The sequence below is a fragment of the Glutamicibacter sp. NPDC087673 genome (assembly GCF_044743255.1).
In the GTDB taxonomy this organism is placed as follows: Bacteria; Actinomycetota; Actinomycetes; order Actinomycetales; family Micrococcaceae; genus Glutamicibacter.
The window spans coordinates 26,430-40,388 of the sequence record NZ_JBIUWB010000009.1; the positions used below are offsets into that span (position 1 = coordinate 26,430).

Sequence of the window (13,959 nt, forward strand, 5' to 3'; positions counted from 1 at the left end):
CCTGGTCGGTGGCGCACTGTCTCTCATTCGGGTGCAACAAGCGTTGCTCCGCCTGGTCGGTGGCGCACTGTCTCTCATTCGGGTGCAACAAGCGTTGCTCCGCCTGGTCGGTGGCGCACTGTCTCTCATTCGGGTGCAACAAGCGTTGGATTCGTCGCCTGACCGAGTTACGCTGGAAGCATCAGACAATCGCCGGATTGGCTTTGCTAAGTCGGCGCAACCCTATCGGAAGGTGCAAGCCATGAGCGACGCAGCAGACCGCATTCTCGAACAGCTCCAAGCGCAAAACGATCTGCGCATGGAAGCAGCAAACAATATCGCCCAGGCGGTCGCCGCCCGCGTGGAAGCTGAACAGCAGCTAGAGCAGGCCAAAGCCGCCGAAAAGCAAGCCTTTAACGCCGCGCTAAAGAAGGGCTGGAATCAAACCGAGCTGAATAGAATTGGTTCCCCTTCGCGTCGTCGCACGCGCAAGAAGGCCGAAGAAGCGGGCGCTGAGAACGAAGGTTAAGCCAGCGCACAGCAAAGAGCCGGTGCTCACCGTGAGGTGAGCACCGGCCCTTGTTGATCCCGTGGCTGAGTGTTTAGCCTCCTGCCCACATGGGCACGAAAAAAGCCCTCCCGCTCCGCTGCTTTTTTCGCACACATGATGGACAGCAGGAACCAACCGACCGACCGCACACAGCCCAAAAGTTGCGGTACCTGAGTTCCCTCACCTGATGCGATCTTGGGTTGTGCACGGATCCCTGAACCAGCGAAACATGTTAACTACTAATGCTGGTCAACTAGCGTTCAAGTCCGTGATCCTTCGTCGGTGCATGATTCCCAAAACCGTAAGATTTTTGTTGTGGTTGCCTCTGCCGTTTTTGTCCCGCTGGCTGCGGAAAATCGGCGTTGATTCCTCTCACGGGTTTGCTTGATGCGACCGTCTTTGAATCCGCAGAATTTTTGCCTTGGATAGAGTGCCCGTTATCGCGATCAACCAGCTTTCCATCGACTTTTACGCGGTCAATCTCCGGTCTGCTTGCCCCTCGCCGGAATTGGGTGAAGCTCACAACACCTTTGCCATTTTCGGCCAACCACTTTGCCGATTCCTCAGTGGCAGACTTGCCTTCAGGCGTGACAAGATTATTCGCAAAATCAGATGGCACTGGACGGCCGCCAAGCTGGCTCTCTCCGCGTTCAAAAGCTTCGCGTCCTGCCTGCCACCGGCCATAGATTCCTGCCTTGGATTCCTCGAACGTAGCTTGCACGCTCACCACATCGTAGGTGTAGCCACGCTTGTCCAAAGTAGCAGCGACTTCCTGCGCCGATCCCTGCGATTTCAGCACCGTATCAATGACATAGTTCGTGCCATCCTTGCGCAAGTCTCTCTGTAGCTTGGCGCTGAGCATGGACGATTCTTCATGCACTAACGCAGCAAACTCCATTGGCGCGAACTTGTGCCCCTGGGCTTCAAGTTCTTTCACCAATGGAGTTTTCAGACGATCCAGATTCCCGCTCTCTAATTCATGCTGGATGATCTTCTCTTTGAACATGTCCGGTTCACACTGCACATAACCAGGAACGTCATTCAAGCGTTCGCGTTGCACGGTTCCCTTGCCAGCTCCGGGCGGTCCAGCCATCACAATGGCTTTTCCCTCGTGCCTGATTTCGCCGCGCTTAGCCGAGTCAGCAACAACCTCTTGCATCCACTTCTTATGCAAAAGTTCTCGCTCCGACATGGCACGTGGCCGCGATCCGCTTTGAATAAAATACTGCTCTTGTTTGATCGTCGAGTATGCCCCGCGCGGGTTCATATCAGGATCAGCCAGCACCTGGCGCAGCGCCGCGTAATGTCGTTCTATTGATTCGTCGTTAGCCAACGATTCACCCTTCGGTTGCTCGCCGCCTAATCGGCCGTCTTCATCAAAACTTCATCGTAAGTAGCAGCGTCAATCAGCTCATGCCGCAGCGCGTCGCCTACTTCTTCCCATGTTCCGTCCAGGCTCTCTTCGTACTCGCCGTACTCGTTCGCCCAGGGGGTCGGCTTGTAGGGCCACTCGACCAGCTGGCGCACCAGTTCCTCACGGCCGATATACCCGGCCGCATACCGCTGGCATACCTCATAAGGGCTTGCAGCGTTGAACTCGCCAACCACAGCCGGTACAGCCTGGGCACGCTGCAACGCCTTCGCCACGGCCGGCTGAGACATACCCAGCAACGCCGCCATCTCACGCTGAGTCATGCCACCAGCAGCAGCCTTCAAAGTGCGCTTGTAGTCCAGCGCATCAACCTCTACACGCTGCCGAGCTTTCAGCAGCTGCGCACGCATTTCATCATGCTGCGGCCGTTCCATTAGCTGGCTCATGACAACCTCCTAAACATCGAAACAAACATTTCCTCACTTCAAATATAACATTAGTTATCATTGTGGATCAAGGGTTTTCACTCGATAGTGACGGGTAAATACTCGCTGCGCTGACACCAAGAATCTTGCCGATCTGCGCGTAGCTTTTCCCTTCCTCGCGCAGCTGTCGCGCCGTCGCGGTGCGGTCTGCATCCATGACGCGCGGCCGCCCTCCGATTCTGCCCTGGGCGCGCGCGTGCGCTAATCCTCTGTTGGTGTTCTCCCGGATCATTGAGACGCGCAGCTGCGCCATAACTGCCAGCAAGCCAACGATGGCTTCGCCCATCGGCGTTGATATGTCCACGTCTAAGAATGGCTCGGTAAGACTTTTGATCCTCACGCCGCGCTCCCCCAGCTCTCGGATAATCTCAATGGCCATCCGTTCTTCGCCTGCCACGCGATCCAGGGCGCGGGTGACCAACGTATCCCCCGATTGCAATTGCGCCTTGCACGCGATCCACTGCGGCCGCGCAGCTTCCCGGCTCGATTCGCCACGGTCGGTAAATATCTGTTCAGCTCCGGCCGCACGCAGTTCGGCCGCCTGCGCCTGCGGGTTCTGCTCGCGCGTGCTCACTCGCGCGTATCCAATGACTGCCATATCAAAAACGGTACATGTCCTGGTTATGCATCGTTTCGGTTTTGAAAGACGTTTCTGAAACAAAAAACCCCGGCGTGTCGCCGGGGTTCTGTCAGTTTCCGAAGTCCTCAGCACTTCTGTCCATAGTCCACAGCACTGCCGCCCGCAAGAGGAACGTTCTAGGAAACAAATTCGGTCTAGCGCCATTTCCATGACCCACAAGTCTGCTACTGCACCTAGAACGTCGACATTCGTATGACAATCTTGTGGACCTTGGCTCCTGGCAATCAGGAATTCGCGTTCAGTTATTCCGCGCTAACCTTTTCCTGGTCGTTAAAACACCTGTATGGCGCGGTCTCCCCTTTTGACAAACGAACCATTGGGATCAAGTTCATTGACCACAAAGGATTCGTCACTACGAAGGGTCTGATAGCGCTCGGAGTCAGGGGTTCCAGCGTCTCCGAAGATACTTGCACTTAGGGAAGAATAGGGCGACGCTATCCCCCCGCGCTTAGGCCTTCCCGGGATCACTATTTTCTTGAACGTTCTACAAACAGCTAGGTTGTCTTGGACGGAAATTACCTCAACCTCAACCTTGGAGATGTCGACTGTCCCTAGCAACTCATTGGTATCCGGATCGCGAACTTCTGATGGGTCCGAGCTGAGTATTTTGAACCGCATTCCGACCTCAACACCAGCCGAGCTTCCTCGGTTGATGGCAACGTCACGCTCCGATATAACCTGAGCGACCTTACCCTCGATCGGTTGCATTTACGTTCTCCTCTTCAAGTGATTCATTTTGTCCGCGTTGTTGGCTAGCGTTCTGGTTTAGTTCGTTGACTTTCCGCTCGGCGGCGCTGTTAAACGAGGTCCAATCCTCGACGCTGGCAAGAGTATCCTCGGCGATATAATTGAGCCTCGCACTCAGGTCCAGCAACGCGCTCCGCATTGTTGCCGTGTCCATGCTCTTCGCGTCCTGGGCACTCATACTCAGGGCCTGTGTGCGATAGGTCAAGTTAACTAGTCGCCTCACAGAGGCCTCTGAATGCGTGTCGTCCGGCCTGCCGCTGCGTGAAAAAAGTGCAATGCTTCCAAGCTGAAAAGCGGCAGCTAACAGTACGAGGAGAACACTCAGTTCGCTTGAGGGTGGATCCTCTCTAGATGCAGTGGCCGCAGTGAAGACTGTGGTTCCAATGGCAAGCAGGAAGAGAAGAGCGCCACCGGCGCGTTGAGCCCACCGTCTCCATAACCTTTGAGCTTTTTTAGTCATCCCAGCAATCTACCGTCTTTTAATCCGCATATTCGAAAGCAGGTCCGGGATTGACCACAAGTGTTGCGGACCCCAGCAGTAGTGGCACGGCTTTTGCAGTCTATTGCGGCCAGCTGCCTAGTCCCGTAAGACGGTCGCCATACGGGACACTCGACCCGTTGACTTAGTAAATTCTTGAAACTCCGAGTTTTCAAAGATTTCAGATTGCCGTATACCCCGCCCGAGAAAATGCCCGGTGGAGGACCTTATGCGGCACACCAAAAACGGTCGTTTATGACACATCGATTGCATGGGGCCGCCGAAAATCTCCGACCGTCTAAAACTCAACAGAATTTCAAGGTAGCTTCGTCGCAGAACCCAACACCATAAACTATGTAGCGAAAACATCTCTGCTTCACGAGTATTGATACAACACAGCTTTAGGCGCACTCGAATCTTTCCCAGTTCCCCACAAGCTCCTCATTCAGATCAGTACAGGTGAACACCCTCGTGGTCTGGCAGTTCGTTCACCAGCCACCTGGCGGCTCGGACCGCGAGGATGGTGTATATCGAGACTCGGTGCAACCGGAAGCGTCCGCATACGAGTAACGGCAGGTTGAGTCCTCAGGCGGTTCCGAATTTGTATAAGGAGCGGATTTCTCGGGTGTTTGCGGCTTGAGGGTATTTAGGAAAACTAAAGATTTTGTCTCAGAAATTTGAGCAGCTCATAGGCCACCACTCAGAATTACTGGTTTCACCAAAAATGATTCGGGCGAGCTATGGCCTTATGCTGAGTCACTTTCCCATTCTTGGAGATAGCTAACCACAGTAGGTGCACCTTTAACCAAGGCACTTCTCCATTTCACTCTGCCAGCTTTCTGCAACTGTCCTGTGACAACTATGGGATGGATACCATTTTTGTCGGCAACGCGAGTGACCCAATCATGGCTGATTCGAGCGGGAAGGCTATCCATTTTGTGCTTCTGAATCCAGGAAGACGCCAATAAGTCAGCTTCTTCCTCTCTAGAATCCGATTGCTCACCGTCAGCATCATCTACAACTAACCCATTCTCAATATGGCCGAGTACCACATGTGCAGCTTCATGAAGAAGGGTAAATAGTACTTTATCTAGTCTTTGACCTCGACCTGACAAAGCAATAACGGGTGTGTCGTTCAGAAGGAACGATGCACCATCAATTTTACTCCCAGGAAAAGCTTCGACATAAATGAGCCGAACTCCAACATCAGAAAAATCAGCGGGCAAATCAAGGAATCCCTCAGGGCGCTTGACTATTTGACTCACTCTCGAAGCAAGATCGGTGAGGAATGACTTATTGAATTTACCAACCGTTTTCTGCTCAGCCTGACGATAGGCGCATGCAAGCCAAGTGTGTTGAATGGAAGAAACTTCTTCGGCATGGTTGCTCCTACGCGCAGCCATGGGAAGACTAGGTTCATCGAACACGCTTTCCATCCCAAATAGTTCGCTTAGCTGCTCAGCTTCACCATATGCATCTCTCGCGCTAATAACTCCGCGTTTTCTCAATAAAGCAACAGGTGCGAGTTCGTTGGAACGGGCTCGTAGCTTTACTTCATCCAGCTGTCGCAAAAGGCTAGGGTTTCGGTTCTGCTTCCAAAGATAGTAAGCATCCTGAAGATTTAGCCACATCTCAGGGCTCGTTCCTAATGCTGCGCCTATCTGAGCCGCAGACTCTCGGGTTATTTCCTTTTTGCCGGAAATTATCTCCGAAACGAATTGAGATGGGCGACCTAGAATTTCGGCAAACTCTGCTTGGGTCCATCCCCGCGCATCAAGTTCATCAGCCAGGTAGCCCCCTGCAGGGAATGCTTCGGCAAGTATGGCATTCATATCCGGCATCTCCCCTTCATCGATAGTGATTATTTAGTTCTAGCACCACGGCCACTCGATCCCCTCTGGTGACAAAGGAGAGAATGAGCCGAAACTTAATGTTCAATCTGATTGAGCACTGACCATTTCGATCCCCGGAGAGTTGCTCTAGATGCAACGAACGAATTGCTCGAAGGTCCCTTTCATCTACTGCTGCTCCAATAAGCTGGATCTTTTTCCTGTAAGCAGTGACTACGTCTGGTCCCCACTTTTTTTGCACAAAAGTGGGGTCTTCAGCCAGGCGCCGAAGCTCTTCATCTTCATATTCTATACGCAAAACGCCCCCTCGTCATCACCTTAGGGGTGATTGCGCACATACATCATCAGAACGCACTCCTTAAATCCTAATACGAAACCAGAAGGAATTTGAATGCTAGACGTCTTCACCCCATGGGTGATACGATGAATGTAATAAGATCGGAGATTTCCCATGCCCCACCCTCTGCCCATTACAAAGCACTTCAATATCAGCACTTCCGTTCCTTTTGTTGACGTCAATGCTCACACGGACACAAGACTCTTCGTCGACCCCCGTGCTATACGAATCGAAAAGAACCCGTCCCCCTATAACGCGGACGCCAATCATTGCACTCGAACCTTTTTCGATACGGTCACGAATTACATAAAGTCGAATTCATCAGCAGATAACTACCGCGCCCTCGAACTGCTTCAGCATTTTACGGAACCAAAACAGACTCGGTTAGGCCTGGCCAAGAGTGGCATTAATGGCCATGGCGGCTCAGAGGAAGTCGGTCAGTGGATTTGGGACACGCTGTCTACAAATGCCAACGCATTGTTGCGCATAGGGACGTTGAAATGGATCGAAGATATCCCGCTCTTCGTTGACGGCGTAGGCAACGACATCACGTCAGACCTCACAACGAGGATTATCTTCAAACCACTGGCTGAGTTCACTTCGGCGATGGTCGCGAAATATCCAGAATTTAGGGCAGCTCCACACAAGATGATCAAGTCCGAGCACCAGATATGGGATCCTCAATCCTGCGCATGGGACGAATACATGTTCGAACTACCCTCCGTCAATGGAGTTCCCCTACTGCTGGTGCCAAAAAATTGGGTGCGGCCTAACCTACTGATGACAGCAACCAGGTACTACGAAACTCAAATGCTGACTTATGTTCAACGAAAAGATGCTTCCTTGGATGCCAAAGGAAAGTTGCTATTGACACCGAAGGATCGAATCATTGAAAGCGGAAAATACCCGCGAGGACGTAAAACCATAACCGACGTCACGACAGATGCAGTAATAAACCATGGGGCCGATCCCCTAGCCGATTTCCGGTATTTCGTAGACAGTCGCTACGAACCCCGTGGATAGCAAACCGCTCCAGCACAAACATCACCTGACACTTCTTCTACCAATCGCGCGATGCTAACAACGCTAGTACCAACGACCTCTGGCATCTCGCGGTCGGTCTAAGAAATACAAAATAGCCAAGGAGGCTGACATGTCAGTTCAGTGGGTCAATTACGATCTCAACAAGACCGGACAGAATTACGAAGCTCTCATCGACTACCTGAAATCCCATAACGGGTGGGCAAAACCGCTCAAAAGCAGTTTCTTCGTTAAAACTTCTCTAAGCGCAGCCGAATTGCGCACTGAAATCAAGAATTACATAGACACTAATGATGACGTAGTCGTTGTCACTGTCGACGGTCAAAGCTGGGCAACCTACGGGCTGTCCGAAAAGCTCAACGCCTGGCTCAAGAACAATATTTAATAGGGCGCTCCCTTATAGCTCAGATGTTCTGCTCGCTGCTGGTGCTCCAACCCCAAGAAATTCACATACAAAAATATAGTATTGAAGCTACCCTCCATATGCGTCTTGTAACCCATAGGTTGCAAGACGTCTCACCGAGCTCCACTCCCCCCGACGAAAAATCCTCGGAAACTCAACGGTTCAAGATTCTCGCAACTATGTGTCGCAACCAATGCCGTAGAATTGTGTCTGCACCATTAGTTGCGAGACACTTTCGAAGGACCGATGACCAAACTGATCGGCTATGCCCGCGTATCAACTAAAGCCCAAGACGCCGACAGGCAAATCCAAGACCTCCTCGCCGCTGGTGTCCGCCGCGATGACCTCTACACCGACCACGGCCAATCCGGAGCACTGGCCAAACGGCCCGGACTGGATAAAGCGCTCGAATCACTGCACCCTAACGACACTCTCGTGATCACCACCTTGGACCGGCTCGGGCGCTCCACCCAGAAAATGCTCGAACTCGCCGAAGAGTTACGCGAACGCAATATCGGGTTACGGGTGCTGAACCTCGGCGGAGGCGACGTAGATACCAAAACGCCCATGGGCGCCATGGTCTTCACCGTCATGGCAGCCCTCGCCCAAATGGAACTCGAGATCAAACGCGAACGCATCAACGACTCCGTCACCAAACGCCGCACCACCGGCGGCGACCTCGGAGGCCGCCGACCCACCTTCACCGAATCGCAGATACGCGCCGCAGCGAAACTCATCCAGGCCGGCGAACCCGCAACCCAAGTCGCCAAAGACATGGGAATGTCCAGAGCGACGCTCTACCGCCGAATCAGAGAGCAACAAGCCTAAATGGCTCTTGCCTTCACCATGCTTAGCAAACCAAACTTGTCGGCTAGGAAACATATACTGCTACAAAGAGCCTTAAAGCATGATGGGGGTCATCCATGGTTCATAAGGTACCTACTGCCCGGATTCGTTTCGATAAGGGATTCTGGGGAACATCAGGCAAGCTAGTCCTCACGTTGGGAAAGAAGGACTATCTTCTGCGAAAAGTCGCCCGAGCAGAATACGACCACCTTCTTTCACGCCAGTTAGAACAGCCAAAAGTCCTCGCACGGGTCAAAGGCAAAAACTACTGGCTCTTCAAAAACAATATTTATTCCGATCTCGACGATCTCAAAGCCAGCCAAATCTACGCAGTCCTCGAAGCATCCCGTTTACGGCGGCAACGGAAAGTAGAGAACGCGGTGGCACTCCAAGATTTGAAACACCAGCCAGCGGTGCGCCGAGGCATACCTGATGAGGTCAAATTACTCGTCATGCAAAGAGACGGAGGCCAGTGCAGCCATTGCGGCGCCTCGTCCGAACTTCAATACGACCACATCATCCCTGTCTCGCGCGGTGGAAGCAGCAACGCAGAAAATCTCCAGATCCTCTGCGGGCCGTGCAACCGGGCAAAAGGCGCCAACCTCACCGTACGACGCCTCGGCTAAAGCTACGCTGGCACGTAGCAACTAAGCTCGCGAAAGTAGAACACCGCATGCAGGTATGGGGCCTCCACAACGACACGCTCACCACCGAGCTGACCGAGGAAAACTTCGTCAGCCTCAGCTGGGATACCATCAATGATCTATCGCAGATCCCCGGCGGCCGCGAAGGACTCAAAGCCGAGCTCACTCGCATCACCCCGGAAGAACGCCACAAAGCTATCCCGACCTGGGCCGGGATGCTTCTCCGCTTCTGCGACGAAATGCAGATCGGCGACATCATCGTCGCCCCGTACAAGCCGGACAGCACCATCAATATCGGCGTCGTTGACAGCGACTACTACTTCGACACGACAGCGTCGACCCACCGTCATCGCCGACGAGTGCAATGGAAGAAAATCGGTCTCGCCCGCACCGTTTTCACCCAACCGGCACTCTACGAAATCGGCTCAGCACTGACACTATTCAAGGTCAGCAAGCACACGCACGAATTCCTCGCCGCCCTCAAAACCCGCACCGATGACATGGAAAAAGTCACCGCATTCGTCGAACAAGCTGCGGCCCGCAACACCCCCGATGACGACGCTTCCGATGAGCCCCGGGCGTCCAGGATCGAACGCCATACCCGAGACTTCGTCCTCGAAGCACTTCAAGAACGCATCAGCCACCGCCAGTTCGAAGAATTCTCCGCCGACCTCCTGCGGGCCCTGGGATACCAAGCCCGAGTCACCGCCTACTCCCAAGACGGCGGCGTCGACGTCATCGCCCACAAAGATCCCTTGGGCGTCGAACCACCGCTCATCAAAGTCCAGTGCAAACACAAGACCGCCACAATCGGTGCTCCCGAAGTGCAGCAACTCATCGGTGTCCAAGGCGCCGGCGAACTAGTCGTGTTCATGACCCTCGGAGCCTACAGCCGCGATGCCCTCGCGCTCGAACGCCAACGGCCAGGGCTGCGCCTGATCACCGGCGAAGACATCGTCTCCCTCGTCCTAGAGCACTACGCAGCCTTGCCTGAACGGTGGCGAACCCTCATGCCATTAACGCCCCTGCTTGTCGTCGCCGACACCGCATCCTAACCACGGAGAAAACCATGACTTCCCAGAGCCTGCACGCGGAACTGATCTAACACTTCGGCAGCGACGTCGACAAACTCACCGACGAACTGCTCACCGCCTTGTGACTTCCCAAAAACCGTCCGCTGGTGTCTACGGGAAGCGATGTTTCGGTCCCCAGTATCGGGACATGTAGAAAGTAGAGGACCGCAGGTGAAGAGTCCTTCTTCATCTGCGGTCTTCACATTCCCATAAACGACCGTTTTAGGCGTGCGTATAAAGCACCTTCACCGGACGGTTTTGCGGGCGGGTATAACAGAACACTCGGCATACCCGTAAATTTAGAAATCGCTTACATACCAAGTCAGCAGAGTCGGTGTCCGATGGACGGCTAGCTTACGGGCCTATGAGATATTCGGTCGCAAAACTCTGCAAGAATGAAGTTAATAATCCATGTTGTCGGCCATGTCCTGGCGGTGCGCGAAGTAGCTCAAGAGTTCTTCGAATTTGTCACTCGCCAGAGCTTCTTCTACCTGTGCTCTAAAATCAGGATCGAATCGAACATCGAGACCCGAACTGATCCACTGAATAGCTTCAGGAAGTCTAGATTGCATCCATGCATCTAGTTCGTCGAACAGGTTAAAAACTTCTTGGATCGTGGATTCCGTCGCCGGCAGGAAAGAAAATAGGGGGCTTTCCCGGACTTTCGTGAGACCGACTGGAACAGCTCCGATGTCCGGTGCATGGAGATATATCGTGGCGGCATGCCCCTTTTCGAAGCCACCGTGTGAGTAGGGGTTGCGCCATCGTTCCACGACCGCAGTGAGCTGGCTGCGGTATTGATGGGAGCCGCTGACCGTGTTCAGTACCCGGTTGAACTTTTCCCCCCAACGTGACCCTATAAACGAGGTTAGATTGTCCGAGCCAGGATCGAAGTTGGAGAAGGCAAACGCCAGCACTAGATCGTGTTCCAGTCTGCTGAGATATGCAGTGATGGCTGCGATCATGTCGTGGAAGGCGTTTAACTGCATCAAAACTATTCCGCTTTGGAAAGTAGATGCGCTTGCGACTCCTTTAGGGAGTTCGTCCGCGCCGTAGACCTTGTACTCGTCTTCTATCAAAATAGGGTCGAGAGCACGGGAGCGGAAGTATGCGTATGCCCTTTCAAGAGAGGAATGTTGGTTCACAACAGTATCGTGGCCCTGCGCGAGCATTTCAGGTGCCTTAGCAAGTAGAACTTTTTCAACAGCCCGCACCGCTGAACGAAGCTGTGTCTGAATCTCATCAAGAAGCTCTATGCTTGCGTCTTCCGTTAGCTCAGCCGGGAGATAAAGACGCAGGCCGAACTTCTCGTGCGCTAGCGATGCACCAACACCCTTGTACGTGAATGAGGCCCACCACTCAACCTTTTCACCCGGTCCACCAGTGTTAAAGCCAGAGATCCGCAGAGAGTATGCCAAGAGGCGTGGTACGGGGAAATCATGAAAACTCAAAGTATGCCGCTTGGATGCGTAGGAGTCGTCAGGCTTCCGTGGACCAAAGTCTCGTAGCGGTCCGCGTTTGAGGTGCTCGCCGGTTTCTGCATCATCAGGGAGTGAAAAAGCCATAGTACTAGCATGACAGCTATGGAACGCGGCCAACGGACCCTAGCCTCCAGACTGCAGGTTTTAACCGGCCTGACTCATTCTTCGAAGTCCTTCAACCGGATCCGCTGGATCGGCTTGGACTGGTTCAGCAGTGCAGCTTCGGCGTGCTTGGACCAGTTATCCGTCGTGGAGACAATCATGCCGCTGGTGAACGGGGCCTTGCCCAGCTCGGTGAAGAAAGAATCGATCGACTGCTTAGGCAGCGGGCGGGCCGGGTCGTAGAACTTCGCCTGAATCGCCACCAACTCACCGGTATACCGGTCTTCGGCCACCAGATCGATGCCAGTATCAACGAGCCCATTGCGGTCCAGCCATTCCTGCCACAACCACACCTTAGAGAACTAGTCGGCGTACTTCGGCTCCACCTGCAGGTACCGTTTGAGCAGACGCTCGAACTTGCTGCCTTTGTCCCTCTGGCTCGTTGCTGAAAAGTAGAGGTCGTCGAAGACATCGGCAAAGGTCTGAGCAGTCATAACTCCAATTATCGCCAGCCGGAAAGCGAAAGATGGAATTAGCGGTCACTCCTATCCGCGTGGCTAATAGCTGGCTTAGTTAGGCTTCATCTCCAGAACCAGAAATTGAATGGGCTGGAACATCAAGATTCTCTACATCCGCAATCAGTTCGGATACCGATGGATAGCGTTCTGACAGATTGTGCGACACGCATTTTTGGACAATACGGTCCACATCGTTATTACCAGTAGCTATCGATTGACGACCAGTGAAGATGAAGGAGAGAACATGGCCAATTGCGTAGATCTCGTTCAGAACACTGTAGTCTCGAAAGTTATCCAACGTCGGATCAAGGATGGTCCCACGCATTTCCGTATGAGCACGGGTAAAGGTGGATTCATGCTCTTTGACCAGGCCGAAGTCAGAGAGCTTGACCAAGACGGCACCGCTTTCGTACACCTTCATCAGAACATTCTGCAGGCTGATATCACGATGCAATAGTTTTTGACTATGGATATAGCTCATACCGTAAAGGAACTGCAGGGCTATCCGTTTCCGGGTTGAAAAGTGCAAGTTGTTGTTACGTTGGGAGATGTACTGTCGCAGCGTTGCGTCACAATGTTCCATTCGAAATTCGTTGCGTGATCCGTCGTACTTGTAGACCTCAAGAATGTAGGGGAAGCTGAGATTCTTCATCACGTCGAATTCCTTGCGGAAACGGAGTAGGTCTCTTTCTTCCGCATCTCGGTTGGCCCGTCTAATGGCAAATTTGATGCCGTAATCAGGATCAACGTAGGAGTAGACATGGGCGTAGGAACCTTTGCCGATCATCTTAGGCTCGATGGGCTCTTGCTGTTTTTTAAGTTCGACCAAAGCATTCTCCGTAAAAACAGGTTCATACTTGATGATTTCGATCGGTTCGAAACCTTCCGGGACAGCACTGCCACCACTGTAGGAGAGCCAAGGCCTGCAACGCTCAATGGCGTTCTGGTATGCAGCATGCAAAGTGATATCTACTCCTGCACGCTTTAGGGTATAGAGGTCATTCTTTAGATCCTTCAATAAATCGAGCATGGCTCTGCTGTTATCAGCCCAGTAATGACCGGTTGTTTCTGCGCGCCCGTTGATCGCATCAAAATGCTGATTCAGCTCCTCATGAAGCACGGCGAACATGTGCTCCCACCGGGAGCCTTTATAGAGACGTACGAACTCTGGAGAATCGGCTCGTTCCTCATACTTCGTGTCAATATCCTGCAGCATGAACTTGATAGATTCCGTGGTCACCAGTGCCCCATTTCTTGTCGATGTTCTCCAAGTTTGCCAGAGAGAGCCGACAATCCAGCTGGTACACAGTGATCCGATGAGCGGCATGCATCAAGGCAGTGCCATTTCCTGCCGGCAGTCTCCTCTACACTCAAATATTAGAATATATGTTCTAAGGATAGGTGTTACCATGA

17 protein-coding genes are annotated in these 13,959 nt (G+C 53.0%); 6 read left to right on the forward strand and 11 right to left on the reverse strand.

The window, feature by feature from the left end; genetic code table 11:
* Window positions 1-508 (forward strand): hypothetical protein (locus ACIOTL_RS16955; protein WP_400343894.1); only part of this gene is annotated, 508 nt, incomplete at its 5' end.
* A 274-nt stretch (window positions 509-782) separates the two neighbouring features.
* Here the strand turns inward: ACIOTL_RS16955 and ACIOTL_RS16960 are convergent.
* The 7 genes from ACIOTL_RS16960 to ACIOTL_RS16990 all read right to left on the reverse strand — a co-directional run bounded on the left by ACIOTL_RS16960 (window position 783) and on the right by ACIOTL_RS16990 (window position 6,399).
* A complete protein-coding gene (locus tag ACIOTL_RS16960; RefSeq protein ID WP_400343896.1) occupies window positions 783-1,862 on the reverse strand; it encodes a zeta toxin family protein in 1,080 nt (359 codons plus the stop codon).
* 26 nt (window positions 1,863-1,888) lie between these two features.
* Window positions 1,889-2,347, reverse strand: a complete 459-nt coding sequence (locus tag ACIOTL_RS16965) for a hypothetical protein (RefSeq protein WP_400343899.1) — start codon at window positions 2,345-2,347, stop codon at window positions 1,889-1,891.
* A gap of 67 nt (window positions 2,348-2,414) precedes the next feature.
* A complete protein-coding gene (locus ACIOTL_RS16970) occupies window positions 2,415-2,984 on the reverse strand; it encodes a recombinase family protein (protein ID WP_400343901.1) in 570 nt (189 codons plus the stop codon).
* A 312-nt stretch (window positions 2,985-3,296) separates the two neighbouring features.
* Window positions 3,297-3,734, reverse strand: coding sequence for a hypothetical protein (locus tag ACIOTL_RS16975; RefSeq protein WP_400343904.1), 438 nt, complete (start codon window positions 3,732-3,734; stop codon window positions 3,297-3,299).
* A complete protein-coding gene (locus ACIOTL_RS16980) occupies window positions 3,715-4,233 on the reverse strand; it encodes a hypothetical protein (RefSeq protein ID WP_400343907.1) in 519 nt (172 codons plus the stop codon). Before ACIOTL_RS16980 ends, ACIOTL_RS16975 begins: the two co-directional genes overlap by 20 nt.
* Window positions 4,234-4,997: 764 nt before the next feature.
* Complete coding sequence (locus ACIOTL_RS16985; protein ID WP_400343909.1) at window positions 4,998-6,092, reverse strand: HigA family addiction module antitoxin; 1,095 nt, start codon at window positions 6,090-6,092, stop codon at window positions 4,998-5,000.
* A gap of 7 nt (window positions 6,093-6,099) precedes the next feature.
* Window positions 6,100-6,399, reverse strand: a complete 300-nt coding sequence (locus ACIOTL_RS16990) for a type II toxin-antitoxin system RelE/ParE family toxin (RefSeq protein ID WP_400343912.1) — start codon at window positions 6,397-6,399, stop codon at window positions 6,100-6,102.
* Between the two features lie 153 nt (window positions 6,400-6,552).
* Between ACIOTL_RS16990 and ACIOTL_RS16995 the strand changes: the two genes are divergently transcribed.
* From ACIOTL_RS16995 to ACIOTL_RS17015, 5 genes are all read left to right on the forward strand, one after another.
* Window positions 6,553-7,461 carry a hypothetical protein gene (locus tag ACIOTL_RS16995; protein ID WP_400343915.1) on the forward strand — a complete coding sequence of 303 codons (909 nt, stop codon included), beginning with the start codon at window positions 6,553-6,555 and terminating at the stop codon, window positions 7,459-7,461.
* A gap of 130 nt (window positions 7,462-7,591) precedes the next feature.
* Window positions 7,592-7,864, forward strand: coding sequence for a hypothetical protein (locus ACIOTL_RS17000; protein ID WP_400343917.1), 273 nt, complete (start codon window positions 7,592-7,594; stop codon window positions 7,862-7,864).
* 264 nt (window positions 7,865-8,128) lie between these two features.
* Window positions 8,129-8,710 (forward strand): recombinase family protein, encoded by a 582-nt coding sequence (locus ACIOTL_RS17005; protein WP_400343920.1) that lies wholly within the window; start codon window positions 8,129-8,131, stop codon window positions 8,708-8,710.
* Window positions 8,711-8,805: 95 nt separating this feature from the next.
* Window positions 8,806-9,354 carry an HNH endonuclease gene (locus tag ACIOTL_RS17010; protein WP_400343923.1) on the forward strand — a complete coding sequence of 183 codons (549 nt, stop codon included), beginning with the start codon at window positions 8,806-8,808 and terminating at the stop codon, window positions 9,352-9,354.
* Between the two features lie 47 nt (window positions 9,355-9,401).
* Window positions 9,402-10,427: a restriction endonuclease gene (locus tag ACIOTL_RS17015; RefSeq protein WP_400343926.1), complete on the forward strand. Its 1,026-nt coding sequence runs from the start codon at window positions 9,402-9,404 to the stop codon at window positions 10,425-10,427.
* Between the two features lie 419 nt (window positions 10,428-10,846).
* Here the strand turns inward: ACIOTL_RS17015 and ACIOTL_RS17020 are convergent, their stop codons facing one another.
* The 4 genes from ACIOTL_RS17020 to ACIOTL_RS17035 all read right to left on the reverse strand — a co-directional run bounded on the left by ACIOTL_RS17020 (window position 10,847) and on the right by ACIOTL_RS17035 (window position 13,786).
* The gene (locus ACIOTL_RS17020) at window positions 10,847-12,010 is read right to left on the reverse strand and encodes a hypothetical protein (RefSeq protein ID WP_400343929.1); all 1,164 of its coding nucleotides are present in this window, start codon (window positions 12,008-12,010) and stop codon (window positions 10,847-10,849) included.
* Between the two features lie 74 nt (window positions 12,011-12,084).
* A complete protein-coding gene (locus ACIOTL_RS17025; RefSeq protein WP_400343932.1) occupies window positions 12,085-12,381 on the reverse strand; it encodes a restriction endonuclease in 297 nt (98 codons plus the stop codon).
* A gap of 9 nt (window positions 12,382-12,390) precedes the next feature.
* Window positions 12,391-12,522 carry a hypothetical protein gene (locus ACIOTL_RS17030; protein WP_400343935.1) on the reverse strand — a complete coding sequence of 44 codons (132 nt, stop codon included), beginning with the start codon at window positions 12,520-12,522 and terminating at the stop codon, window positions 12,391-12,393.
* Window positions 12,523-12,601: 79 nt separating this feature from the next.
* Window positions 12,602-13,786, reverse strand: a complete 1,185-nt coding sequence (locus ACIOTL_RS17035; RefSeq protein ID WP_400343938.1) for a protein kinase family protein — start codon at window positions 13,784-13,786, stop codon at window positions 12,602-12,604.
* Window positions 13,787-13,959 lie beyond the last annotated feature (173 nt).

Excerpts from the sequence above, each read along its gene's own strand:
- ACIOTL_RS16970 (WP_400343901.1), bottom strand. The coding sequence starts at position 2,984 with ATGGCAGTCATTGGATACGCGCGAGTGAGCACGCGCGAGCAGAACCCG.
- ACIOTL_RS17030 (WP_400343935.1), bottom strand. The coding sequence starts at position 12,522 with ATGACTGCTCAGACCTTTGCCGATGTCTTCGACGACCTCTACTTTTCA.
- ACIOTL_RS16980 (WP_400343907.1), bottom strand. The coding sequence starts at position 4,233 with ATGACTAAAAAAGCTCAAAGGTTATGGAGACGGTGGGCTCAACGCGCC.
- ACIOTL_RS16995 (WP_400343915.1), top strand. The coding sequence starts at position 6,553 with ATGCCCCACCCTCTGCCCATTACAAAGCACTTCAATATCAGCACTTCC.
- ACIOTL_RS17000 (WP_400343917.1), top strand. The coding sequence starts at position 7,592 with ATGTCAGTTCAGTGGGTCAATTACGATCTCAACAAGACCGGACAGAAT.
- ACIOTL_RS16975 (WP_400343904.1), bottom strand. The coding sequence starts at position 3,734 with ATGCAACCGATCGAGGGTAAGGTCGCTCAGGTTATATCGGAGCGTGAC.
- ACIOTL_RS17005 (WP_400343920.1), top strand. The coding sequence starts at position 8,129 with ATGACCAAACTGATCGGCTATGCCCGCGTATCAACTAAAGCCCAAGAC.
- ACIOTL_RS17020 (WP_400343929.1), bottom strand. The coding sequence starts at position 12,010 with ATGGCTTTTTCACTCCCTGATGATGCAGAAACCGGCGAGCACCTCAAA.
- ACIOTL_RS16965 (WP_400343899.1), bottom strand. The coding sequence starts at position 2,347 with ATGAGCCAGCTAATGGAACGGCCGCAGCATGATGAAATGCGTGCGCAG.
- ACIOTL_RS17010 (WP_400343923.1), top strand. The coding sequence starts at position 8,806 with ATGGTTCATAAGGTACCTACTGCCCGGATTCGTTTCGATAAGGGATTC.
- ACIOTL_RS17015 (WP_400343926.1), top strand. The coding sequence starts at position 9,402 with ATGCAGGTATGGGGCCTCCACAACGACACGCTCACCACCGAGCTGACC.
- ACIOTL_RS16985 (WP_400343909.1), bottom strand. The coding sequence starts at position 6,092 with ATGCCGGATATGAATGCCATACTTGCCGAAGCATTCCCTGCAGGGGGC.